Raw genomic sequence first — 25,715 nt, 5'->3', positions numbered from 1 at the left:
ACCACGCTCACGCTCTTCTGGAGCGTTATCGATTGATGCGAAGTCTTTTGCTGTACCACCGTATACTTTTGCAAGTACGTTAGTGATTGCTGCAGTTAGTGTAGTTTTACCGTGGTCAACGTGGCCGATAGTACCAACGTTTACGTGCGGTTTTACGCGTTCAAACTTTTCTTTTGCCATTTTCAAATTTCCTATAAAGAAATTAAAGTCCAGCCCTAAGACCGGACCGAACTAAAATTACTTAACAGCGCGAGCTGCAATTATTGCATCAGCTACGTTTTTAGCCGCTTCAGCATACTTTAGGAATTCCATAGAGTATGATGCGCGCCCTTGTGTAGCGGAGCGTAAGTCTGTTGCATAACCAAACATTTCAGAAAGCGGTACCTGAGCATTAATTTGCTTCGAGCCACCAAAAGCTTCTTCCATGCCTTCAATTATGCCACGACGACGGTTTAAGTCGCCTACTACATCACCCATGTTTTCTTCAGGGGTGATTACTTCTACTTTCATGACAGGCTCAAGTAGAACCGGACTTGCTTCAAGCGCGCCCTTTCTAAAGCCCATCGAACCTGCGATCTTAAACGCCATCTCGTTTGAGTCAACATCGTGGAACGAGCCATCAAACAGGGTAGCTTTAACACCCAATAGCGGATAACCAGCAAGAACACCTTGCTTCATCTGCTCTTGAATACCTTTATCAACCGCTGGGATATACTCTTTTGGTACTGTACCTCCTACGATTTCGTTAACGAATTCGTATATTGGCGCATCATCATCAGAGACATCCATTGGTTCTAGCTTCAACCAAACGTGACCATATTGACCACGACCACCAGATTGACGCACAAACTTACCTTCAGCTTCAACAGAAGCTCGGATAGTTTCGCGGTATGCAACCTGAGGCTTACCAACGTTACACACAACGTTAAACTCACGCTTCATACGATCAACAATGATATCTAAGTGAAGTTCACCCATACCAGAGATAATCGTCTGACCTGATTCTTCGTCCGTTTCTACACGGAATGAAGGATCTTCTGCTGCAAGTTTACCAAGCGCAACGCCCATTTTTTCTTGGTCAGCTACTGTTTTAGGTTCTACTGCGACCGAGATTACAGGCTCAGGGAACTCCATACGTTCTAACGTAATTGGGGCATCTTGAGCACAAAGTGTATCACCAGTAGTCACATCTTTTAGGCCGATAGCAGCCGCGATGTCACCCGCATGAACTTCTTTAATCTCTTCACGCGAGTTTGAGTGCATTTGAACTATACGTCCAAAACGCTCTTTTTTACCTTTAACAGGATTTAGTACCGAATCACCTTGGCTAACTTTACCAGAGTAAACTCGGAAGAAAGTAAGTGTGCCAACGAATGGATCGGTTGCGATCTTAAATGCAAGCGCCGCAAACGGTGCATTATCGTCAGCTTCACGCGTATCTTCGGTTTCGTCTTCTAAGACACCTTGGATAGCTTTTACTTCAGTAGGCGAAGGCATGAATTCAATCACAGCGTCAAGCACAGCCTGAACACCTTTGTTCTTGAATGCACTACCTGTCGTCATTGGCACAATTTCATTGGCCAATGTGCGTTGGCGAAGGGCTGATTTAATCTCTTCTTCGCTCAACTCACCATCTTCAAGATATTTTTCCATTAGCTCTTCAGAAGCTTCTGCAGCGCTCTCAATTAGATGAGAACGCCATTCTTCAGCAAGCTCAAGAAGATCTGCAGGGACCTCTTCATAGTTGAAAGTCATCCCCTGGTCTTCTTCATTCCAGTTAATCGCTTTCATCTTGATAAGGTCAATAACACCTTTAAATTCATCTTCAGCACCAATTGGTAGCTGAATAGGCACAGGTGTAGCACCGAGACGTTTTTTAACTTGTTCAACAACAGACAAGAAGTTTGCTCCCGTACGATCCATCTTATTGACGAAAATCATACGTGGTACTTCGTATTTGTTTGCCTGACGCCAAACGGTCTCAGTTTGCGGTTGCACACCTGATGAAGCACATAACACAACAACAGCACCATCAAGTACGCGCAATGAACGCTCTACTTCGATAGTAAAATCTACATGTCCTGGAGTATCGATGATGTTTACACGATGCTCATCAAACTGAGCATCCATCCCTTTCCAGAAACACGTCGTTGCAGCAGAAGTGATCGTGATACCACGCTCTTGCTCCTGCTCCATCCAGTCCATAGTTGCGGCACCGTCGTGTACCTCACCAATCTTATGAGAAAGACCAGTATAGAAAAGTACGCGCTCGGTCGTAGTTGTTTTACCCGCATCTACGTGAGCACATATACCAATGTTACGGTAGCGCTCAATCGGAGTTGTCCGTGCCATAATATCCTCTTAAAGGGTGTTAGCAGATTACCAACGGTAGTGAGCGAATGCTTTGTTCGCTTCAGCCATACGGTGAACGTCTTCACGTTTCTTAACCGCAGTGCCTTTGTTTTCAGCAGCGTCGATCATCTCTTGAGCAAGACGAAGACCCATTGATTTTTCGCCACGCTTACGTGCAGCTTCAACCAACCAACGCATACCTAGTGCGTTACGACGCACTGGACGTACTTCAACTGGTACTTGGTACGTTGAACCACCAACACGGCGAGATTTAACCTCTACCTGTGGGCGAACGTTATCAAGTGCAGATTCAAAGATTTCTAGGTGCGACTTGCCTGATTTTTCAGCAGCCACGTCTAGCGCACCATATACGATTTTTTCAGCAGTAGATTTCTTGCCGTCAAGCATTACTACGTTAACGAATTTAGCAAGAAGCTCTGATCCGAACTTCGGATCTGGAAGAATTTTACGTTGACCTATTACGCGTCTTCTAGGCATTTTCTTTCTCCGGTATCTTCAGGTCCGTGCTAAACACGGATTCCCAAAACAATATATAAAAATTTAAAACTTAAGTGCTTGGCCTTACTAACGGAGAACCATTAGCCCTTAGGACGTTTTGCACCGTACTTAGAACGAGCCTGTCTACGGTCGTTTACGCCTGCACAGTCAAGTGCACCACGAACAGTGTGGAAACGCACACCTGGTAAGTCTTTAACACGACCACCACGGATTAGGATTACACTGTGCTCTTGTAGGTTGTGACCTTCACCACCAATGTATGAAGTTACTTCGAAACCGTTAGTTAAACGTACACGCGCTACTTTACGTAATGCAGAGTTTGGTTTCTTAGGTGTTGTTGTATATACACGAGTACATACACCACGCTTTTGTGGACAAGCTTTAAGAGCAGCAGAGTTGCTCTTTGTAACCTTGCTACGACGTGGCTTACGCACTAGCTGGTTAATAGTTGCCATTAAATAGCTCCTGAATTAATAAATTACTACTGAAAAATAAAATCTTACCATTTAGGTCAAATCCAATTTTCTTGAACGACTAAAATGGGTGGCCGAATTTTAATGACCAAAGTTTAACCTGTCAACCAAAAGTCGTCATCAGCGCTAAGTAAATGTATGCAATTCGGATGGTTTTGTCTGCGAAGCTATTGAAAGTTAACAAAAGTTAGCGATTGCATTGAAAAACCTTTGTTGCAGTATACATATTGATGTGACGCTTTGATGGCAATTCGACCTGCGAGTTGAAAAGGCATAAAAAAACCGCTGTATTCACACAGCGGTTTTTCAATTAATTCGCTAAATGGCGAGGATTACTCGTTGCCACCTAGTAAATCAGCGTTTAGTGCGTCTGTTAGCGCTTGAGTTGCCTCTTCAGCACTTACTGTTTGCTCTTCAACAGCTGCTTCACCTTGCTTACGACGGTTGATGCGCTCTTCATGGTATGCGAAACCTGTACCCGCTGGGATCAAACGACCCACGATTACGTTTTCTTTCAGACCACGTAGCTCATCGCTCTTACCGTTAACCGCAGCTTCGGTTAGAACACGTGTTGTTTCCTGGAACGATGCCGCAGAAATAAACGATTCAGTCGCAAGTGACGCTTTAGTAATACCCATTAGTTGGATTTCAAACTTAGCTGGGATCTTACCTTGCATTTCTAGTTCACGGTTAGCGATGTTTACACGTGCAACTTCAGCTTGCTCGCCTACTAGGAATTCACTGTCACCACCATCAAGGATGATACACTTACGAAGCATCTGACGAACGATAGTCTCAATGTGTTTATCGTTAATCTTTACGCCCTGTAGACGGTATACTTCTTGTACTTCGTTAGTGATGTAGTTAGATACATCAGTAACACCACGTAGACGTAGGATGTCGTGCGGAGACTCTGGACCATCGGCGATTACTTCACCTTTAGCCACTTGCTCACCTTCGAACACGTTAAGCTGACGCCATTTCGGGATCATCTCTTCGTATGCATCACCCTCTTCCGGTGTGATCACAAGACGTTTCTTACCTTTAGTCTCTTTACCGAAGCTAACGGTACCTGTGATTTCTGCAAGGATTGCAGGATCTTTTGGCTTACGCGCTTCGAATAGGTCAGCAACTCGAGGTAGACCACCCGTGATGTCACGAGTCTTCGAACCTTCTTGTGGAATACGAGCCAGTACCGAACCAGGTAGTACTGTTGCACCATCTGTGATTTCAATCGTTGTGAATGAAGGTAGACGGATCTCTTGAAGACCACGTTCTTCGTTCTCAATGATTAGTTTAGGCTCTTTCGCGTTTACTTTCGCAAGATCCTTAACAACCACACGTGTTAGACCAGTTAATTCATCAGTCTGTGCTTCAGTGTTTGAATCATCGATATCGCTGAACGATACTTTTGACTCATGTTCAATGATGATTGGGTGGCTATGCGGGTCCCAAGTAGCAACGATATCGTTACCTTTAACGTCAGCACCATCTTGTACAGTTAATACTGCACCGTAAGGAACTTTATAACGCTCTTTCTCACGACCGTGTTCATCGATTATCGTGATCTCAGTTGAACGAGACGTGATAACGATTTTGCCATCAGCATTGATTACAAACTTCGCATTGTGAAGTTTCAGATTACCATTGTTCTTAACTTGAACACTGTTCTCTGCAGAAGCTCGTGATGCCGCACCACCGATGTGGAATGTACGCATCGTAAGCTGTGTACCCGGCTCACCGATTGACTGTGCCGCGATTACACCAACTGCTTCACCAGGGTTGATGATGTGGCCACGTGCCAAGTCACGACCATAACAGTGTGCACACACACCAAAGTCGTTTTGACAGGTGATTACAGAACGTACTTTAACTTCGTCTACTGAGTGCTCTTCTAGAAGGTCACACAGTTTTTCGTCAATCATTACGTTACGTTCAACCAGTACTTCTGTTGTACCAGGCTTAACCACGTCTTCAGCAACAACACGACCTAGTACGCGCTCACGAAGCGGCTCTACAACGTCACCACCTTCAATTAGCGGCTTCATTACTAGACCTTCTTCGGTACCACAGTCTGATTCATTGATAACCAAATCTTGTGCTACGTCTACTAGACGACGAGTTAGGTAACCCGAGTTCGCTGTCTTAAGTGCCGTATCCGCTAGACCCTTACGCGCACCGTGCGTCGAGATAAAGTACTGTAGTACGTTTAGACCTTCACGGAAGTTCGCTGTAATCGGCGTTTCGATGATTGAACCATCTGGACGTGCCATTAGACCACGCATACCCGCTAGCTGACGGATCTGAGCTGCACTACCACGAGCGCCTGAGTCTGCCATCATAAACACTGAGTTAAATGACGGTTGCTCTTCTTCGTTACCTTCAGCGTTGATAACCGTTTCTTTTGAAAGGTTAGCCATCATCTCGCGAGAAAGGTTTTCGTTTACACGTGACCAGATATCGATAACTTTGTTGTATTTCTCACCGGCAGTTACAAGACCTGATTGGAACTGTTGGTTGATTTCTGCAACTTCAGCTTCCGCACGATCGATGATCTCACCTTTAGTTGGTGGGATTACCATGTCATTGATACCGATAGAAACACCTGACTTCATCGCGTAGTGGAAACCGGTATACATCACTTGGTCAGCAAAGATAACAGTATCTTTAAGACCTAGACGACGGTAACACTCGTTAAGAAGACCAGAAATTTGTTTCTTACCTAGTGGTTTGTTGATCAGTTCAAACGGCAAGCCTTCAGGGATATTCAATGAAAGGATTGCACGACCTACTGTCGTATCTACTAGGTGAGTTAAAGTGCCGCGCTCACGTGTTTCTTCGTCGATAGTCACTTCTGTGATACGCACTTTAACACGAGCGTGAAGCTCAGCAGCACCTACACGGTATGCTTTTTCAGCTTCTTTAGCATCTTTAAATACTAAACCTTCACCTTTACCGTTGATGCGATCGCGAGTCATGTAGTAAAGACCTAGTACAACGTCCTGTGAAGGAACGATGATTGGTTCACCGTTAGCTGGTGCTAGGATGTTGTTGGTAGACATCATCAATGCACGCGCTTCCAACTGCGCTTCAAGCGTCAGTGGTACGTGAACAGCCATTTGGTCACCATCGAAGTCAGCGTTATACGCCGCACACACTAGCGGGTGCAGGTGGATCGCTTTACCTTCGATAAGTACAGGTTCGAATGCTTGGATACCTAGACGGTGAAGTGTTGGCGCACGGTTAAGTAAAACCGGGTGCTCACGGATAACTTCGTCTAGTACGTCCCAAACCTCTGGTACTTCACGCTCAACCATCTTCTTCGCAGCTTTGATGGTTGTCGCCATACCACGGCGCTCTAGTTTACCGTAGATAAATGGCTTGAATAGCTCAAGTGCCATCTTCTTAGGTAGGCCACACTGATGTAGTTTCAGTGTAGGACCAACGGTGATAACAGAACGGCCTGAGTAGTCAACACGCTTACCTAGAAGGTTTTGACGGAAACGACCTTGCTTACCTTTGATCATGTCAGCAAGCGACTTCAGTGGACGCTTGTTAGAACCTGTAATTGCACGGCCACGACGACCATTATCAAGTAGCGCATCAACCGCTTCTTGAAGCATACGCTTTTCGTTACGTACGATGATGTCTGGTGCAGCTAGGTCTAGAAGACGCTTCAAACGGTTGTTACGGTTGATCACACGACGGTAAAGGTCGTTCAGATCTGAAGTCGCAAAACGACCGCCGTCTAGTGGTACTAGAGGACGTAGATCTGGTGGAAGAACCGGTAGCACGCTCATTACCATCCACTCAGGGTTGTTACCTGATTGGTGGAACGCTTCCATTAGTTTAAGACGCTTAGTGATTTTCTTACGCTTAGTTTCAGAGTTGATTGTTGGCAACTCTTCACGCATTTCAGCGATTAACTGACCAAGGTCTAGGTCACGAAGTAGATCAAGTACAGCTTCTGCACCCATCTTCGCTTCAAACTCATCACCGTGCTCTTCAAGTGCATCTAGGTATTCTTCTTCACCTAGTAGTTGACCGCGCTCTAGCGTAGTCATACCTGGCTCAGTTACCACGAATGATTCGAAATAAAGTACGCGCTCGATATCACGAAGCGTCATATCTAGCATTAGGCCGATACGTGACGGAAGTGATTTCAAGAACCAAATATGCGCAACTGGGCTAGCCAGCTCGATGTGACCCATACGGTCACGACGTACTTTTGTTAGCGTTACTTCAACGCCACACTTTTCACAGATAACACCACGGTGCTTCAAGCGCTTGTATTTACCACACAAACACTCGTAATCTTTTACTGGGCCGAAGATACGGGCACAGAATAAGCCATCACGCTCAGGCTTGAAAGTACGGTAGTTGATTGTCTCAGGTTTCTTTACTTCACCGTAAGACCATGAACGCACCATGTCTGGCGAAGCAAGACCAATGCGAATTGCATCGAATTCTTCGGTCTTATTTTGTTGCTTCAGAAACTTAAGTAAGTCTTTCACCTTAGCTCTCCTGTCGGAGGTTAATCTTGAGGGCAAGCCATGCTTGCCCCTACATTCTTTTCAGTCCGGTTGCAGTTATGCAACGCCGCAGCGCACTGCGGCGGTCGGATTAAATTTCTTCCAACTCGATGTTGATACCTAGCGAGCGGATTTCTTTCAACAGTACGTTGAACGACTCAGGCATACCCGGTTCCATCTTGTGGTTACCGTCTACGATGTTCTTATACATCTTAGTACGACCGTTAACGTCATCCGACTTCACTGTCAACATTTCTTGTAGCGTGTAGGCAGCACCGTATGCTTCTAGTGCCCATACCTCCATCTCACCGAAACGCTGACCACCGAACTGTGCCTTACCACCCAGCGGCTGCTGAGTAACTAGGCTGTAAGAACCTGTTGAACGCGCGTGCATCTTGTCATCAACAAGGTGGTTCAGTTTCAGCATGTACATGTAGCCTACTGTCACTTGACGCTCAAATGCATCACCAGTACGACCATCATATAACGTTACCTGACCACTTCTTGGATAACCACCAAGCTCTAGCATGTCTTTGATTTCAGCTTCACGTGCACCATCAAATGCTGGTGTTGCGATTGGAAGACCACCTTTAAGGTTATCTGCCAAGCGACGGATTTCATCATCAGAGAAGTTAGCAATATCTACTTTCTGACGGCAGTCACCGATTTCGTAAGCTTTCTTGATGAATTCGCGTAGCTCGTGAATTTCACGTTGCTCTTTCATCATTTCTTCAAGACGTTCACCGATACCACGAGCAGCTAGACCCATGTGAGTTTCTAGGATCTGACCGATGTTCATACGTGATGGTACACCCAGCGGGTTAAGTACGATATCTACAGTACGACCTTTATCATCGTAAGGCATGTCTTCAACAGGAACGATAGTTGAGATTACACCCTTGTTACCGTGACGACCCGCCATCTTATCACCAGGTTGGATACGACGTTTAACAGCTAGGTATACTTTAACAATCTTAAGTACGCCAGGTGCTAGGTCATCACCTTGAGTGATCTTACGACGCTTGTTTTCGAAACGCTTATCGTAGTCAGCTTTAAGCTCGTCATACTGTGCAGCTAGTTGCTCAAGCTCTGCTTGATGCTCTTCATCAGCAAGGCTTTGTGTTAGTAGCTTCTCAGTGTTAAAGCCAGCAAGCTGCTCTTCACTCATACCTGATTTAATCAGTAGGTTACGAGCGTGAGTCAGGATACCGCCTTCAAGGATTCTGAACTCTTCGTTGAAGTCTTTCTTCGCTTCGCGAAGCTGCATATCTTCAACTTCAAGTGCACGTTTGTCTTTTTCAACACCGTCACGCGTAAACACTTGTACGTCGATAACCGTACCAGATACAGAGTTTGGTACACGTAGTGAGCTGTCTTTAACGTCAGACGCTTTTTCACCGAAGATAGCGCGTAGTAGCTTTTCTTCAGGTGTTAGCTGCGTTTCACCTTTAGGCGTTACTTTACCTACAAGGATGTCGCCGCCTTTCACTTCAGCACCGATATATACAACGCCTGATTCGTCAAGCTTACCTAGTGCAGACTCACCAACGTTTGGAATATCCGCAGTGATTTCTTCTGGACCAAGCTTAGTATCACGAGCAATACACTGAAGCTCTTGAATGTGGATAGTCGTTAGACGATCTTCTTTTACAACATTCTCTGAAAGTAGGATTGAATCCTCGAAGTTGTAACCATTCCAAGGCATGAACGCTACGCGTAGGTTCTGACCAAGTGCTAAGTCACCTAGGTCTGTTGAAGGACCATCAGCAAGCACGTCACCACGTACCACCGGCTCACCAACCATACAAGTTGGTTTCTGGTTGATACAAGTGTTTTGGTTTGAACGTGTGTACTTAGTTAAGTTATAGATGTCGATGCCCGCTTCACCTTGGATGCGCTCATCTTCATTAACGTTAACAACAATACGGCTTGCATCAGCATACTTAACGATACCGCCACGCTTAGCAACGATTGTTACACCAGAGTCTTTCGCTAGTGTACGCTCAATACCAGTACCAACTAACGGCTTATCAGCACGTAGTGTAGGTACAGCTTGACGTTGCATGTTCGATCCCATCAATGCGCGGTTCGCGTCATCGTGTTCTAGGAATGGGATAAGCGCTGCCGCCACAGAGATTACCTGCTGTGGAGATACGTCCATATACTGGATGCTGTCGCTTGGCATAAAGGTTGATTCACCTTTAAAACGACATGGAATCAATTCTTCAGCAAATTGGTTATCATCAGTTAGCGTTGTATTCGCCTGTGCGATAACGAACTGACCTTCTTCAATTGCTGATAGGTAATCAACATCGTCAGTAACGATACCGTCTACTACTTTGCGGTATGGAGTCTCTAAGAAACCATAGTCGTTTGTACGCGCGTAAGTAGATAGCGAGTTGATTAGACCGATGTTTGGACCTTCAGGCGTTTCGATAGGACAAACACGACCGTAGTGCGTTACGTGTACGTCACGTACTTCGAAGCCAGCACGCTCACGAGTTAGACCACCCGGACCTAATGCAGAAATACGACGCTTGTGCGTTACTTCTGAAAGCGGGTTGTTCTGGTCCATAAACTGTGAAAGCTGTGAAGAACCAAAGAATTCTTTTACTGCTGCAGAGATTGGCTTAGCGTTGATCAAATCCTGTGGCATAACGTTATCTAGGTCACCAAGACTTAGACGCTCACGTACTGCACGCTCAACACGTACAAGGCCGACACGGAATTGGTTTTCAGCCATTTCACCTACAGAACGGATACGACGGTTACCTAAGTGGTCGATGTCATCAACATCGCCTTTACCGTTACGGATGTCGATCAATACCTTCATCACGCTCACGATATCTTCTTTAGATAACGTACCGTCACCTTCGTCTGAATCATAACCAACACGGCTATTGAACTTCATACGACCAACCGTTGAAAGGTCGTAGCGCTCTTCAGAGAAGAATAGGTTATCAAATAACGCTTCTGCAGCTTCTTTTGTTGGTGGCTCACCAGGGCGCATCATGCGATAGATTTCTACCAATGCTTCTAGGCGATTGTTAGTAGAATCAACACGTAATGTCTCTGACATGTACGCACCGCTGTCTACTTCGTTGATGTAAAGCGTATCGATCTTTGAGTGACCCGCTTTCACCAATTCAGCCATAAGCTCTAGTGATAGTTCAGTGTTCGCTTCTGCAATCACTTCGCCTGTTGATTCGTCGATATAGTTTTTAGCAACAACACGACCGATGATGTACTCATGCGGTACTTCAAGAGTGTCGATGCCTTGCTTTTCGATGCTCTTAATGTGGCGTGCAGTAATACGACGGCCTTTTTCAACCAATACGTCACCGTTTGCATCTTTAATATCAAATGCAGCGGTTTCACCACGTAGGCGTGAAGGCACAAGTTCCATCAACACTTTGCCATCTTTTACTTCGAAACTTGTCGTTTCAAAGAATAGTGCCAAGATTTCTTCTGAAGTGAACTCTAGTGCACGTAAGATGATAGATGCTGGTAGTTTACGGCGACGGTCAATACGAACGTAAAGGTTATCTTTAACGTCGAATTCAAAGTCAAGCCATGAACCACGGTAAGGGATCACACGTGCGTTATATAACACTTTACCAGATGAGTGTGATTTACCACGGTCGTTATCAAAGAATACACCAGGTGAACGGTGTAGCTGAGAAACGATAACACGCTCAGTACCATTGATTACAAAAGTACCGGTGTCTGTCATGAGCGGGATTTCGCCCATGTAAACTTCTTGCTCTTTTATGTCTTTGACTGTGCCAGGTGCATCTTTGTCCATTAGCACAAGACGTAGTTTAACGCGAAGTGGAGCAGAATATGTCACACCGCGAATTTGACATTCTTTAACGTCAAATACTGGCTCGCCAATACGATAACTGACGTATTGAAGTTCAGAGTTGCCCGAGTAGCTCTTGATAGGGAATACAGAACGGAAAGCAGCTTCCAATCCAGTATCGCCATCGGCATCAGGCGCAATGAACTTATCGAACGATTCCAACTGCATTTGCAGTAGGAAAGGTATGTCCAAAACCTGTGGACGTTTACCAAAATCCTTACGGATACGTTTCTTTTCAGAATAAGAGTAAGCCATGGGGTTCCTCAGCTTGCTGATCTTTGACCCAACCTGTCCAAAATTGAACAGACTTCACTGGCATCTAAGCCATGATAACAACATCTAAATTGTCACACTAACTTGCTTAACTAACGGCTTAAATGAGCACAATTCAGGCTATATTCAAATCGTTAATGTCATCAAATTAGTGTTACTTCAAATGCCATTGCGATTTTCAACAAAAACTTCTAAGTTATTGAAAATTACAGTGAAATTCGAAGATTTATGCACGATAGAAATGCATATCTCTATAGCGCAAAAGGGCCGGTGATTAAATAATCACCAGCCCTTGCCTGATTTCTCAGGCAGCGAACCTAGCGGGAGCTAGATTACTTGATCTCAACTTGAGCACCAGCTTCTTCAAGATCTTTCTTAAGAGCTTCAGCTTCTTCCTTAGATACACCTTCTTTGATAGGTGCAGGAGCAGACTCAACTAGAGCTTTAGCTTCTTTAAGGCCTAGACCTGTTGCGCCACGTACCGCTTTGATTGCAGCAACTTTGTTACCGCCAGCAGCAGCTAGGATTACGTCGAACTCAGTCTTTTCTTCAGCAGCTTCAGCAGGACCAGCAGCAACAACAGCAGCAGCTGCAGTTACACCGAACTTCTCTTCCATAGCTTCAACTAGTTCAACAACTTCCATTACTGACATTTCAGCAATAGCGTCAAGGATTTGGTCTTTAGTTACAGACATTTCAAATTTCCTAATTATTTACGAACCCATGCGGTTCAAAAAATTTATTAAAGAAAGGAGCGTTGCTTAAATTAAGCAGCTTGCTCAGCTTTCTGTACACGTACCGCTTCAATTGTTTTACACAATTTGCCAGCAGACGCTTCTTTCATAGCGCTCATTAAGCGTGCAACAGCTTCGTCGTAAGTAGGTAGCTTAGCAAGCATATCTACGTCAACGATTTTGCCTTCGAATGCAGCAGTTTTAAGCTCAAATGCTTCGTTCTTTTTCGCGAAATCTGCAAAGATACGCGCAGCAGCACCAGGGTGCTCTGAAGAGAAAGCGATTAGGCTTGGACCAACTAGTGATTCATTAAGGCATTCGTAATCAGTGCCTTCAACCGCACGTCTAGCTAGGGTGTTACGAACAACTTTCATCCATACACCAGCTTCACGAGCTTCTTTACGAAGAGCAGTGATTGCACCTACTGTTACACCACGAGAATCAGCAACAACTGCTGAAAGAGCACCTTTGGCAGCTTCGTTGACTTCAGCAACAATTGCTTTTTTGTCTTGAAGATTTAAAGCCATGGGTGTTACTCCTGGTTTATAGAAAAACAAACATGTTTTTCAGTTCTACTCTACCCTGCTAAAAACTTTAGCAGAGATGCTTTTTACGGCGAGAGCCAGAAGATTAGGAAAATCTAGCTGGGATTCACACCGTCTACGTAGGACGATTAAGGCCGAAGCCACCTACGGTCTTGGACGGAAGCGCAATTTATCGATTCATTGTAGACCATGATGGAAACAATTTTCGAAATTATGCGCTTCAACCCGAATTCTTTGCTTTGTAAAGAAGTACACTTCTCTACAAAATGGCGCAAAATTATAGTCTAATTTTTACGCCATGTAAACGCTAAACTCTAAATTATACTACTTGAGTATTTAGAGTAGCTTGGTCTAAAGCAACACCAGCACCCATCGTAGTAGAGATGCTTACTTTCTTCACGAAAGTACCTTTTGCAGTAGAAGGCTTAGCCTTCTTAAGCGCGATGATTAGCGCTTCAAGGTTTTCTTGAAGTTGGTTAGCGTCAAAGTCTACTTTACCGATAGTAGTGTGGATGATACCGTTCTTATCGTTACGGTAACGAACCTGACCAGCTTTAGCGTTCTTAACAGCTTCTGCAACGTTAGGCGTTACAGTACCTGTCTTAGGGTTAGGCATAAGACCACGTGGACCTAGGATTTGACCTAGTTGACCAACAACGCGCATTGCATCTGGAGAAGCAACAACAACGTCAAAGTTCATTTCGCCTTTCTTAACTTGCTCTGCAAGGTCTTCCATACCTACTAAATCAGCACCAGCTTCTTTAGCAGCTTCAGCATTTGCACCTTGAGTGAATACCGCTACGCGTACATCACGACCAGTACCGTGAGGTAGTACAGTTGCACCACGTACGTTTTGGTCAGATTTACGAGCATCGATACCTAGGTTTACAGCAACGTCAACACTTTCAACGAACTTAGCAGTAGCAAGTTCTTTTAGAAGAGCAACAGCTTCGTTGATTTCGTACTCTTTAGTCGCATCCACTTTCTCGCGGATAGTACGCATACGCTTAGTTAATTTAGCCATTCTCAATTACTCCTCTACGTTCAAGCCCATTGCACGTGCAGAACCTGCAATCGTGCGTACAGCTGCGTCCATATCAGCAGCAGTAAGATCTGGACGTTTCGTCTCAACGATCTCTTCAAGTTGAGCACGAGTAACTGTACCAACTTTTTCAGTGTTAGGACGACCAGAACCAGACTTGATACCAGCAGCCTTCTTAAGAAGGTATGCCGCAGGTGGAGTCTTCATTTCAAAAGTGAAAGAACGGTCACTGTAAACAGAAATAACAACAGGAACAGGTGCGCCTTTTTCGATAGACTCTGTACGTGCGTTGAACGCTTTACAGAATTCCATGATGTTTACACCGTGTTGACCTAGTGCAGGACCTACTGGAGGACTAGGGTTAGCCATACCAGCAGCAACTTGTAGCTTGATTAGAGCTTCAACTTTCTTAGCCATGATAATACCTCAATTGTGGGTCTTTGCCTCGTGCGCGCGAGGACGCGTACTCAAACGGCTTCCCAGTTAAAAAATTCAGTCTTTTTGCCGCATATTTTTGCGTACAACAAAAAGGCCGCTGATTATAGATTAATCAGCGGCCTTTGACAACTTTTTCAAGTTAGAATTTATTTGTCTTTCTCAACCTGACCAAATTCTAGGTCTACAGGCGTTGAACGACCGAAAATAAGTACCGATACTTTCAGGCGACTCTTTTCGTAATCCACTTCTTCAACCACACCGTTGAAGTCAGCAAATGGACCATCTGTAACACGAACCACTTCACCCGGCTCGAATAAAGTAGCAGGTTTCGGTGCTTCAGCATTTTCTTGCAGACGGTTAAGAATACGATCCGCTTCTTTTTGACTGATTGGTGCAGGACGGTCTGACGTACCACCAACAAAGCCCATTACACGCGGTGTACTATTCACCAAGTGCCAAGACGCATCGTCCATTACCATTTGAACTAATACATAGCCAGGGAAGAATTTACGCTCAGATTTACGTTTCTGACCTGCACGCATTTCAACCACTTCTTCAGTCGGCACAAGGATCTCACCGAATAGGTCTTCTAACCCTTCGATTTTAATATGCTCGATAATGGTTTGTGCTACGCGTTTTTCAAAACCTGAAAACGCTTGGATCACGTACCAACGTAATTTCTTTTCTTTGTTCTCATCCGACATGGGATCAGATCTCCAATCCAGTTAAAAAGCCTACTGCACGGAAAAGTATACCATCTAATCCCCATAGGATTAATGCCATAATCACCGTTGCAATGATCACGATGAAAGTAGTGTGAGTCGCTTCCTGACGCGTTGGCCAGATAACTTTACGTACTTCAATACGTGATTCTTTAGCAAAAGCGATAAAGGTACGGCCTTTTTCAGTCGTTACCAAAATGCCCAAAGCCGCAGCGATAGCTGCAACTACGCCAACAGCGCGTACTAAAACAGATAAATCGGCATATAGATAATTACCAACTACGGCACCAGTTAGAAGTGCAATAGCAGCTAGCCACTTTACCGTGTCCATCGAGCTTGACGAGTTTTCAACATTAGTGCTCATAATCAATTTTACCTTAAATACAGACACAACAACCCTGCATAGAACAGGGTAAATCCATTCAATCCAAATTTACAAATAAGCGACTTAAGTGGTTTTGGGTCACGTTATTTTAAATGTGGACTTGTTGCTGAATTGGCAGGGGCGGCAGGACTCGAACCCGCAACCATCGGTTTTGGAGACCGCTGTTCTACCAATTGGAACTACGCCCCTGCAAAGTGGATGCCCATTATACTGACGAAGCAAACGAAAACAAGTGTAAAAGATATGCAAAGTAACATTTAATCTAAACTTAGTTTTGCGACGTCTTCAGAAAAGACGCAATAAATCTCCGTGATAAAAATCACAAAGCACCCAAACTTGTTCAAATGGGTGACAATCAGGGATCTCCCAAGTGGCTTTTAAGCGCTTAAAATCGTCAAGATGATAAATGGGGCTAGCATTTCGAATTAACAACCAAACGCGTTGTGAATCATAGTGTTTTTTGGCTTTTTGATTGAGCAACCGCTGTAAACCGATACTCAGTTGATCGGAGTCAGCGGCTTGACTCATTGCTGCCAGCTCTCTTTGCGTGGAGAGAGACAGCGGACGCCCAAGCACAGCCATCGCTTCTTTCTCACTGGCATAAAAATGGGCTATTTCTATATCGAGCTGTGTTTTTCCTTGATAACAACTGACGTCCGGTTTATTGGGCTCATTGTGCCAAATATGGCGCATATGCACTGCAAACTGCTTTTCATAACTGCGTAAAAACAGTTTAGCCGCGTCATGCTCAAGTTTTATCTTTTCTGCTTCACTCGCTCTGTCCATTCACAACCACTGCTACATCACTCAATAGGCTTGAAGCGCCGAATCTAAAATTCTTGGCATTGAGCCACTCGGCCCCCATAATTTCTTCGGCCAATCGTAAATATCGCTGCGCTTCTACTACTGACTTTACTCCACCGGCCGCTTTAAATCCAACCGATTTACCACTGCTTTTGATTGCCTTAAGGATAACTTCAGCCGCTTCTGGTGTAGCATTGACAGCAACCTTTCCTGTACTTGTTTTAACAAAGTCCGCGCCCGCCATAATGGCAAGCTGCGCGGCCTCCGCAATGAGCTTTGGTTTGGCCAATACGCCACTTTCGATGATGACCTTGAGCTTTGCTTTACCTTGACAAGCAAGCTTGCTTGAATGCACATATTGCCAAGGTGTATCTGGATCACCCGCCATCAGCTGCTGATAAGGAAGCACGAGATCAATTTCGTCGGCACCATCAGCGATTGCTAAATGAGTTTGTGCAACGACCTGCTGGAGCTTTTGCTCTCCCGATGGGAAGTTGGTCACCGTTGCTACTTTTATCTGCGACCACTCACGCTTTTCCAACTCTTCTTTTACTAACGTCACAAACTGCGGATACACACAAATAGCCGCTGGTAGTCCAATATCAGGGTTAATGCTATTCAATAACGCGAGAATACTTGCCGGCGTATCGTCCTCTTTCAAAGAGGTCAAATCCATTAAACTCAGCGACAACCGAGCATCAGATTGTAAAGTCATTACCGTGTTCCTTTTCGTTCTATGTAATAAGCCGAGGGCCTGTTCATCTTTCAAGTTTGTTTTTGCAGCAAAGGTCAACAGACCCTAGTTAAATGCATACAGCAGCACCAGCAATAGGACAAATGTCCGCATACAATTACCTGTCGGATACGGTTTTTACTATTGTTCATTAAATGAATATCTCATAACCAAACACTATAATCGTCAAATCACAGCAAAAACTTAAGCTAACCACATGAAATAAAAAGAAAATGATATTTAGCCACTTTCTTTATAACTTTTGGTTATATTGAGTCGGTTTAAATTATTTTTTCCCACATTTGCAACTCTATATGCTGCGCTCTATTACCGATATCAATCAATATTGATATCAACCGTCGTGATGTTTAGCAGAGGTTATCGTGCAATACTTGCCAATTTTTACCAAACTAGAAAATAAACCTGTATTGATTGTAGGTGGTGGTGAGGTTGCGCTGAGAAAGTGCCGCGCCTTTTTAAAAGCCAATGCAGCAGTCACTTTGGTTTCACCTGAGTTTTGCACTGAGCTTTTATCACTAGCAGCAGATTCAAGCGTTGCACTTCGGCATAAGCCATTTGATGCATCAGACCTAGACAATGCCATGTTAGTCGTTGCAGCAACGGATATTGAAGCCGTAAATGCAGAGGTGGCAGAGCTTGCTGAAGCGCGCAACCTTTTCGTTAACGTAGTCGATGACCAACCAAAGTGTAATTTTATTTTTCCTTCAATCGTGGATAGAAACCCTATAACGATTGCCATATCTAGTGCTGGAACTGCGCCCGTCCTTGCAAGACGATTACGAGAGAAGTTAGAAACCCTTATTCCACAGCATATTGGTCCGCTGGCAACGCTTGTTGGTCAATTCAGACATAAAGTAAAAGCGCGTTTTAAACACTTTGCTGACCGCCGTCAGTTTTGGGAATCTGTCTTTGATTCAAATGTGGTAGGTGAAGTACAAGCTGGTAACAATGAAAATGCACAAATTCAACTTGAAGCCATGCTAGAAAGCACTCCTTCACCTGAAGGCGAGGTGTATGTCGTCGGTGCGGGTCCTGGTGACCCGGAGCTGCTGACGCTTAAAGCATTACAACTCATGCAACAAGCCGATGTTGTGGTATATGACTACCTCGTTTCAGACGAAATCATGGATCTTGTACGTCGTGACGCTGATTTAATCTGCGTGGGCAAAAAAGCCGGTAATCATAGCGTTAAACAAGAGCACACCAACGAGATTTTGGTTGATTTAGCCAAACAAGGTAAAAAGGTTTGTAGGATAAAAGGCGGCGACCCATTTATTTACGGTCGCGGTGGCGAAGAAGTGCAAGTGTTGGCCGAAAATAACGTGAAATACCAAATTGTTCCTGGCATTACTGCTGCAGCTGGATGTAGCGCATATGCAGGTATTCCATTAACTCATAGAGATCATGCTCAAGCTATTCAATTTGTGACTGGACATTGTAAGCAAGATGGACAAGAACTCGACTGGGAAGGCTTGGCTAAAGCGAATCAAACGCTTGCTGTATACATGGGAGTGATTAAATCGCCGCACATTCAGGCGCAATTACTCACTCATGGGCGCTCGCCGAGTACACCTGTAGCAATTGTTGAGAATGGCACACGCAAATCTCAGCGTGTCGTAAGAACACAATTAGATCAACTTGCACAGACTATTACTGCGCATGATATTCAGTCGCCAGCACTATTGATTATTGGTGAAGTAGCAGCATTACATGAGCAATTAGCTTGGTTTAATAAGAACAATCAAATCAGTAGCTTTGCTCAACCCATTACGCAAGTCGCGTAATAACAGTCACAGATAGTTAAATTTATAAGTAGGACATTAATCATGGCTTTAACCCATCTCCAGCAACTCGAAGCTGAGAGCATAAAGATCATCCGAGAGGTTGCCGCAGAGTTTGAAAACCCGGTAATGCTGTATTCGATTGGTAAAGACTCGTCGGTACTGCTTCACCTTGCTCGTAAGGCTTTCTACCCTGCGAAGATCCCTTTTCCTCTACTCCATGTTGATACCAATTGGAAGTTTAGAGAAATGATCGAGTTTCGCGATAGGTTAGCAAAAGAGTATGGATTTGAACTGCTTGTGCACAAAAATCCAGAAGGACTTGAGATGAACATCAGTCCATTTGTTCATGGTTCATCTAAGCATACCGATATCATGAAAACACAAGGCCTGAAGCAAGCGCTAGATCAATATGGCTTTGATGCGGCTTTTGGTGGTGCGCGCCGTGATGAAGAAAAATCTCGCGCAAAAGAACGAGTTTATTCATTTAGAGATAAACACCATCGCTGGGATCCTAAAAACCAACGTCCGGAGTTATGGAATACATATAACGGTCAAGTGAACCCTGGCGAAAGCATTCGAGTTTTCCCATTATCAAACTGGACAGAGCTCGATATTTGGCAATATATCTACCAAGAAGGTATTGAGATAGTGCCACTTTACCTCTCAAAGCCAAGACCAGTTGTTGAGCGTAACGGAACATTAATTATGGTCGATGACGACCGCATGCCACTTGCTGAAGGTGAAGTGCCTGAAATGAAATCTGTACGCTTCAGAACACTTGGCTGTTACCCACTAACGGGGGCAGTTGAATCAGAAGCCGATACGCTCACTGGAATTATCGAAGAAATGTTGTTATCTACGTCATCAGAACGTGAAGGACGAGTGATTGATCATGATTCATCAGGATCAATGGAGAAGAAAAAGCGCGAGGGGTATTTCTAATGTCAACAGCAAATGAAGTGAAAGAATTAGGCATTGAAACCTACTTAGCGCGTCAGCAAGACAAGAGCTTGTTGCGCATGATGACCTGCGGCAGCGTAGATGACGGTAAATCAACGCTGATCGGCCGTTTGCTACACGATAGCCATCAAATCTATGAAGACCAATTAGCTGCGCTACACAAAGACAATGAAAAAGTCGGCAATGCGGGTGAAGATCTAGATTTAGCGTTACTCGTTGATGGCTTACAAGCGGAGCGTGAGCAAGGTATTACCATTGATGTGGCTTACCGCTATTTCTCGACAGCAAAGCGTAAATTTATTATTGCCGATACGCCGGGACACGAGCAATACACACGTAATATGGTTACGGGTGCTTCAACCAGTGATTTGGCTATTATCCTTGTCGATGCCCGTTATGGTGTGCAAGTTCAGACTAAACGCCATAGCTTTATCTGTGATTCACTGGGTATCAAACAGTTCGTTGTCGCGATAAACAAGATGGATATTGTTGACTTTGATGAGGCCGTATTTGAGCGCATAAAGGCCGACTATTTGAAGTTTGCTGAGCAACTGAACGTACGAGATATTCGCTTTGTGCCAATGTCAGCACTTAAAGGCGACAATGTTGTAAACCGCTCAGAAAAAACACCTTATTATCAAGACAAACCATTGCTGGAACTGCTGGAAGATTCTCCTGCAGCAGAGCCTAATCATGGTTTTGAAGCGCGATTCCCGGTGCAATATGTAGTGCGTCCTAACCTAGATTTTCGTGGTTTCCAAGGCACATTAACCTCTGGTAGCTTAAGCGTTGGCCAAGCGGTTAAAGTATTGCCATCAGGTAAGACTTCAACCATTAAAGAACTCGTGACTTTTGATGGCAATCTAACCCAAGTGGAAACCGGACAAGCATTCACTATCACCCTAGCAGATGAAGTCGATGTGAGTCGTGGCGATGTGATTGTGCCTGCAGAGTCGACTGCTCAGGTGACGAATCAGATCACAGCTAAGCTGGTATGGATGCACGAAACACCACTCCAGCTGGGTAAAAGTTATAACCTTAAATTGGGTAGCAAGAAAACTGCGGCAATCGTGAAAAATATCGAGCACACTATCGATGTGAATACACTTGAGCACGGTCAAGCCGATTCATTATCATTAAATGAAATTGCTATCGTGACCATCGAGCTGACAGAAAATGTCGTTGCGGATGAGTATTTAAATAATCGTGAAACTGGCTCGTTTATCTTAATTGATCGCCTATCAAACCTAACCATAGGTGCGGGTATGGTGGAAACGGTTGAAGCAGCAACAGCAACGTCCTCAAGTCAGTTTAGTGAATTTGAGATTGAGTTTAATGCATTAGTTCGCAAGCACTTCCCTCATTGGCAAGCGCTTGATATTTCGAAGTTAAAATAATGCAATTTAGCCTGTTAGTCGAGGTATGACGTCATTATGGAACAAGTCATTTTAACAGGCATTATGCTAGCGTTAGTCGTGTGTCTTTTTGCCACACGCATTAACGCTGCATGGCTATTCACAGGCGCAATCGCCACTAGTTATTTGACTGGCCTTATCGATCTTGAATCGATGTTGGTGAATTATGCGAATCCGTCTTTAATCACGCTTGTGCTACTTATCCTAGTTTCTATTGCGATTGAAAAAACAACCTTAGTCAAAAAACTCGCCCACTCAATGGCACAAGGTAGTCTCGCAAAAGCGGTGATTAAACTGGGTTTATCCACCGCCTTTTTGTCATCTTTTACCAATAACACGGCGGTGGTTGCCTCGCTGATCACGACCGTTAAAGAGAGCAAAACACATGCGCCTTCTAAGCTGCTATTACCGCTTTCTTATACCGCTATTTTAGGTGGTACGTTAACGCTGATAGGTACTTCTACCAATCTTATTGTTAATGGCTTTGCCGTAGAAGCAGGGATGGCGCCGCTGGGCTTTTTTGACTTTACCTTAGTTGGTATCGCCGTCCTGAGTGTTGGTTTATTGACCATCACGATTATGCTCAAATATTTGCCCGACAACGGCAAAAATAACGATGAGGTCGTACCGTTCTATTTAGAAGGAAAAGTTGAGCCAAGCTCCAAGCTAGTTGGTCGCACGGTTGAAGAAAACGGCCTACGCGACCTTAAAGACTTATTCCTTGCTGAAATCATTCGCGGTGAACGACGGATCTGCGCCGTAACGCCACAACAAGAAATTCTTGCTGGTGATGTTCTGCTATTTGTGGGCGACATCAACTCAGTGCCACTGTTACAGCGTTTCGATGGATTAAAAATAGTCCATGATAAACACGAGAAAGACGTTGAGCACTTGGTGGAAGTGGTCGTAAGTCAGTCTTCGCGCTTTCTTGGAAAAACTATTAAAGAGATCCGCTTTAGGGAGCAGTTTCATGCCGCTATTATTGCGATACGTCGTGGTCATGATCGCCTACAAGGTGGAATCGGTCAGGTCGAATTACAAGCGGGCGACTCTTTAATACTTGCCCCAAGCAGCGATTTTTATGCACTCCCCAATCTCAAACGCGAATTTGTGTATATCTCGGGCCTAGATTTACAAACACATCTATCTCGCAATAAGTCCAACACGGTACTTGCGAGTTTTGCGACAGTGGTTGGCCTTAGTATCTTTGGGGTTGTGCCGCTGGTAAAAGGGTTGATTGTGTTACTCGCCGCACTTGTGGTGCTCGGCACAATTAAAGTCCCAGAGATGAAACGCCGCTTTCCTATTGAGCTTGTCGCTATTGTTGGCAGTGCGATAGGACTGGCTAAGTTAATGATTGAAACCGGACTGGCAGCAGAGATTTCCTCGAGCTTATTGTGGTTGTTAGGGGATTTTGGTCCTTACGGCGCATTTATCGCCATTTTTGTGATGACTGTGATATTTACCGAGCTCATCACTAACAATGCCGCGGCAGCACTTTCATTCCCAGTAGCCTATGCGCTGGCAAGTGGTTTTGATGTAAATCCACTGCCATTTGTAATGGCGGTAGCCTTTGGCGCATCCGCGAGCTTTATCTCACCTTTTGGCTATCAAACTAACCTCATGGTGTATAGCGCAGGCAACTATCGAATTCGTGATTACGTCACCATGGGACTGCCCTTGTCATTGATTTATTCAGCAACGGTACTGACTGTTATTCCATTTGTCTTTCCATTTTAATAGAGCAAAGTATGGACGAAAATATTGTTTGGCATAACTATGCCGTAGATAAAACAAAACGTAGCGAATTAAAAGGTCATAAGCCTTGCGTGCTTTGGTTTACAGGCTTTTCAGGCTCAGGGAAAAGCACCGTGGCCAATGCACTTGAGCATGCACTGCAAGCTAAAGGCATACATACCTACCTCCTTGATGGGGATAATGTCAGGCATGGACTGTGTAAAGACTTAGGGTTCAGTGATGAGGACCGCGTCGAAAACATTCGTCGAGTGGGTGAACTCAGCAAACTCATGGTCGATGCGGGACTAATGGTACTCACCGCTTTCATCTCTCCTTTTCAAGCAGAACGAGACATGGTGCGTAACTTAGTCGCAAGCGGCGAGTTTATTGAAGTATACCTAGATACGCCGCTCGCAGTTTGCGAGCAACGAGACCCTAAAGGTTTGTATAAAAAAGCGCGTGCTGGAGAAATAAAACACTTTACTGGCATTGATTCGGCGTATGAGCCCCCAATTAGTCCAGAAATATGTTTAAATACTTCCGAGCAGTCGCTGGAAGAATCTGTCCAGCAGCTAATACACTATCTACTGTCAAAAAATTTAATAGGGTAAGTCATGAATCATACGGATCTGCTGGAAGAAGTATTAAATCTGAGTATTCGCGCTGGTGAAGCGATTATGGAGATTTATGCCAAGGACTTTAATGTTGAATATAAAGAAGATGAAAGTCCCGTCACTGAGGCAGATCTCGCTGCACATCAAATTATTGTTGCAGGCCTTAAAACCCTCACTCCCGAAATGCCGATATTAAGCGAAGAAAGCGCAGGAATAGATTGGCAAGAGCGCCAACAATGGCAAGAGTATTGGCTGGTTGACCCCATTGATGGCACCAAGGAATTCATCAAGAAAAATGGCGAATTTACGGTAAATATTGCACTTATTAATAACGGTGAACCCATTCTTGGTGTTGTTCATGCTCCAGCACTTAATGAAAGCTACCTTGCAGAAAAAAGTATTGGCGCGTTCAAGCAAACGGGTGAAGCTCGCATAGAGCTCAAAGTCACCACCAAGCCCAATCAAGGTTTAATCAAAGTAGTTGGCTCGCGCTCACATCCTTCACCAGATTTAGCCGAGTACCTTACCCGCTTCGAGCAAGTCGACATGGTACCTAAAGGCAGTTCACTTAAGTTATGCTTAGTGGCAGAAAGTAAAGCCGATGTTTATCCTCGCCTTGGCCCAACTTCAGAGTGGGATACCGGGGCCGGACACGCGGTGGCGAGTATCGCAGGGGCAAAGGTCAGCCAAGTGAATGGCGAGCCTCTGCGCTATAATCAAAAAGCCGAGTATCTTAACCCCTATTTTGTGGTTTCTAGGTTAGAAGACTAAGTTAGAAGGTGGTAATACCGTAAACTAATTCACGTACAACCAGTCGAATTAACGTTCGACTGGTTTATTTGCGGCGCGAGTTAGGACTTTATCGTATACGCTTTTTAAAACTGCTCTTGGCGTTTCAAGCAAAAATGTCTCTTTTACTAACTGCTCTAGCTGAGCAAAGCTCTCCACTTTAGTTTCAGTAACACTGCCATCACATTCATGCCATTCGAAATAACTCTGATTACGCAGTAAATAACGGTGGCAATCTGTAATTCGAGAGACCACTAAGTTATTCACAAACGCCGCTTCAGGATGTTGATGGGAATAAAAGTGTGCCACTTCACAATCGGATTCGAACACTTCAGCAAGGTCGACATGATATAAAGTGAGCGGAGCTTCTCCTTCCTCTAACAGAGTCACTTTGACTGTGTCTGCTGTTTTTTGTACCTGATAAGTCTGCCGGCCTTGGATAGTTAAGGCCTGATTGATGTTAATCGGTACACGAGGCGACTTCACTCCAAATCCTGCATCAACCAAGTACTGATCACCATCCAAATTAAGCAATGTCATCCGGTGAGAACGAGGATTGGAGGAGCTACCATTTAGCATTACTCTCGCAAGAACCGGCCTTACTGTAAAACCAAGCTGTTGTAGCGCTAAAAATGCCACTTTGTTATGCTCAAAGCAGTAGCCACCTCGTTTGTTGGTCACTAAACGGCCAAATAGTGGTAATGGGTCAAGCAACAGACGCTCACCATACATGGCATTAATACTAGAGAAGGCGTAGCGAGAAAGGTGTTTTTGTTGTAACTCGGTGACCAGCTCAATCCCAGCAAAGTGCTGTAACGATAAGCTGCTAAGATATTGATTGATATTCGCTTCTAATTCCATGACTGACTCCTAAAGTTGATGGAGGCAGGTTAAAACCTCAACCCATGTTAAGGTCAATAGGTATTTTCACTTTTTCAGCCATTATTTCTATCACCTAATGAGATGTCACTTTGTTATCCA

Annotated in this window: 21 protein-coding genes and 1 tRNA gene; 6 read left to right on the top strand and 16 right to left on the bottom strand. The window is 44.5% G+C overall.

What is annotated here, in order from left to right; genetic code table 11:
* From EXT48_RS01420 to deoC, 15 genes are all read right to left on the bottom strand, one after another.
* The coding region (locus EXT48_RS01420) for a GTP-binding protein (RefSeq protein ID WP_240703331.1) at positions 1-180 on the bottom strand (180 nt) is incomplete at its 3' end.
* Positions 181-237: 57 nt separating this feature from the next.
* Positions 238-2,352: an elongation factor G gene (gene fusA, locus EXT48_RS01415; RefSeq protein WP_010607821.1), complete on the bottom strand. Its 2,115-nt coding sequence runs from the start codon at positions 2,350-2,352 to the stop codon at positions 238-240.
* Positions 2,353-2,379: 27 nt separating this feature from the next.
* The gene (gene rpsG / locus EXT48_RS01410; protein WP_010376219.1) at positions 2,380-2,850 is read right to left on the bottom strand and encodes a 30S ribosomal protein S7; all 471 of its coding nucleotides are present in this window, start codon (positions 2,848-2,850) and stop codon (positions 2,380-2,382) included.
* Positions 2,851-2,951: 101 nt separating this feature from the next.
* On the bottom strand, positions 2,952-3,326 hold the full coding sequence (rpsL, locus tag EXT48_RS01405) for a 30S ribosomal protein S12 (protein WP_010367657.1): 375 nt from the start codon (positions 3,324-3,326) through the stop codon (positions 2,952-2,954).
* A gap of 350 nt (positions 3,327-3,676) precedes the next feature.
* Positions 3,677-7,858 carry a DNA-directed RNA polymerase subunit beta' gene (rpoC, locus tag EXT48_RS01400; protein ID WP_010607820.1) on the bottom strand — a complete coding sequence of 1,394 codons (4,182 nt, stop codon included), beginning with the start codon at positions 7,856-7,858 and terminating at the stop codon, positions 3,677-3,679.
* Between the two features lie 109 nt (positions 7,859-7,967).
* Positions 7,968-11,993: a DNA-directed RNA polymerase subunit beta gene (gene rpoB / locus EXT48_RS01395; RefSeq protein ID WP_010607819.1), complete on the bottom strand. Its 4,026-nt coding sequence runs from the start codon at positions 11,991-11,993 to the stop codon at positions 7,968-7,970.
* 350 nt (positions 11,994-12,343) lie between these two features.
* On the bottom strand, positions 12,344-12,706 hold the full coding sequence (gene rplL, locus EXT48_RS01390) for a 50S ribosomal protein L7/L12 (protein WP_010376226.1): 363 nt from the start codon (positions 12,704-12,706) through the stop codon (positions 12,344-12,346).
* A 71-nt stretch (positions 12,707-12,777) separates the two neighbouring features.
* On the bottom strand, positions 12,778-13,272 hold the full coding sequence (rplJ, locus tag EXT48_RS01385; protein ID WP_010376227.1) for a 50S ribosomal protein L10: 495 nt from the start codon (positions 13,270-13,272) through the stop codon (positions 12,778-12,780).
* A gap of 337 nt (positions 13,273-13,609) precedes the next feature.
* On the bottom strand, positions 13,610-14,314 hold the full coding sequence (gene rplA, locus EXT48_RS01380) for a 50S ribosomal protein L1 (RefSeq protein ID WP_010376228.1): 705 nt from the start codon (positions 14,312-14,314) through the stop codon (positions 13,610-13,612).
* A 6-nt stretch (positions 14,315-14,320) separates the two neighbouring features.
* The gene (gene rplK, locus EXT48_RS01375) at positions 14,321-14,749 is read right to left on the bottom strand and encodes a 50S ribosomal protein L11 (protein ID WP_010376229.1); all 429 of its coding nucleotides are present in this window, start codon (positions 14,747-14,749) and stop codon (positions 14,321-14,323) included.
* Positions 14,750-14,916: 167 nt separating this feature from the next.
* Complete coding sequence (gene nusG, locus EXT48_RS01370; protein WP_010376230.1) at positions 14,917-15,474, bottom strand: transcription termination/antitermination protein NusG; 558 nt, start codon at positions 15,472-15,474, stop codon at positions 14,917-14,919.
* 4 nt (positions 15,475-15,478) lie between these two features.
* The gene (gene secE / locus EXT48_RS01365) at positions 15,479-15,856 is read right to left on the bottom strand and encodes a preprotein translocase subunit SecE (protein ID WP_010376231.1); all 378 of its coding nucleotides are present in this window, start codon (positions 15,854-15,856) and stop codon (positions 15,479-15,481) included.
* 133 nt (positions 15,857-15,989) lie between these two features.
* A tRNA-Trp gene (locus EXT48_RS01360) sits at positions 15,990-16,066 on the bottom strand.
* A 96-nt stretch (positions 16,067-16,162) separates the two neighbouring features.
* Entirely contained in the window at positions 16,163-16,663 is a 501-nt protein-coding gene (locus EXT48_RS01355; RefSeq protein ID WP_017219218.1) for a hypothetical protein, read from the bottom strand.
* Positions 16,647-17,396 carry a deoxyribose-phosphate aldolase gene (gene deoC / locus EXT48_RS01350; protein WP_130163380.1) on the bottom strand — a complete coding sequence of 250 codons (750 nt, stop codon included), beginning with the start codon at positions 17,394-17,396 and terminating at the stop codon, positions 16,647-16,649. Before deoC ends, EXT48_RS01355 begins: the two co-directional genes overlap by 17 nt.
* A 401-nt stretch (positions 17,397-17,797) precedes the next feature.
* On the opposite strand from deoC, the gene cysG reads away from it, so the two are divergent.
* Genes cysG through cysQ form a run of 6 tightly spaced genes read left to right on the top strand, consistent with a single transcriptional unit; the run spans position 17,798 to position 24,716 of the window.
* On the top strand, positions 17,798-19,219 hold the full coding sequence (cysG, locus tag EXT48_RS01345) for a siroheme synthase CysG (RefSeq protein ID WP_130163379.1): 1,422 nt from the start codon (positions 17,798-17,800) through the stop codon (positions 19,217-19,219).
* 42 nt (positions 19,220-19,261) lie between these two features.
* Positions 19,262-20,161, top strand: a complete 900-nt coding sequence (cysD, locus tag EXT48_RS01340; RefSeq protein ID WP_010376235.1) for a sulfate adenylyltransferase subunit CysD — start codon at positions 19,262-19,264, stop codon at positions 20,159-20,161.
* Positions 20,161-21,576: a sulfate adenylyltransferase subunit CysN gene (gene cysN / locus EXT48_RS01335; RefSeq protein ID WP_017219215.1), complete on the top strand. Its 1,416-nt coding sequence runs from the start codon at positions 20,161-20,163 to the stop codon at positions 21,574-21,576. Before cysD ends, cysN begins: the two co-directional genes overlap by 1 nt.
* A gap of 33 nt (positions 21,577-21,609) precedes the next feature.
* Positions 21,610-23,334, top strand: a complete 1,725-nt coding sequence (locus tag EXT48_RS01330; protein ID WP_205992048.1) for an SLC13 family permease — start codon at positions 21,610-21,612, stop codon at positions 23,332-23,334.
* 11 nt (positions 23,335-23,345) lie between these two features.
* Complete coding sequence (gene cysC / locus EXT48_RS01325; protein WP_010607813.1) at positions 23,346-23,942, top strand: adenylyl-sulfate kinase; 597 nt, start codon at positions 23,346-23,348, stop codon at positions 23,940-23,942.
* Between the two features lie 3 nt (positions 23,943-23,945).
* Entirely contained in the window at positions 23,946-24,716 is a 771-nt protein-coding gene (gene cysQ, locus EXT48_RS01320) for a 3'(2'),5'-bisphosphate nucleotidase CysQ (RefSeq protein ID WP_039494571.1), read from the top strand.
* 48 nt (positions 24,717-24,764) lie between these two features.
* Here the strand turns inward: cysQ and EXT48_RS01315 are convergent, their stop codons facing one another.
* Positions 24,765-25,595 carry an arylamine N-acetyltransferase gene (locus EXT48_RS01315; protein ID WP_130163377.1) on the bottom strand — a complete coding sequence of 277 codons (831 nt, stop codon included), beginning with the start codon at positions 25,593-25,595 and terminating at the stop codon, positions 24,765-24,767.
* Positions 25,596-25,715: the final 120 nt, after the last annotated feature.

Source organism: Pseudoalteromonas sp. CO348 (assembly GCF_004208845.1).
Classification (GTDB): domain Bacteria; phylum Pseudomonadota; class Gammaproteobacteria; order Enterobacterales; family Alteromonadaceae; genus Pseudoalteromonas; species Pseudoalteromonas maricaloris.
Note: the sequence above shows the minus strand (reverse complement) of the source record. Positions and strands in the feature narration are given on the sequence as shown.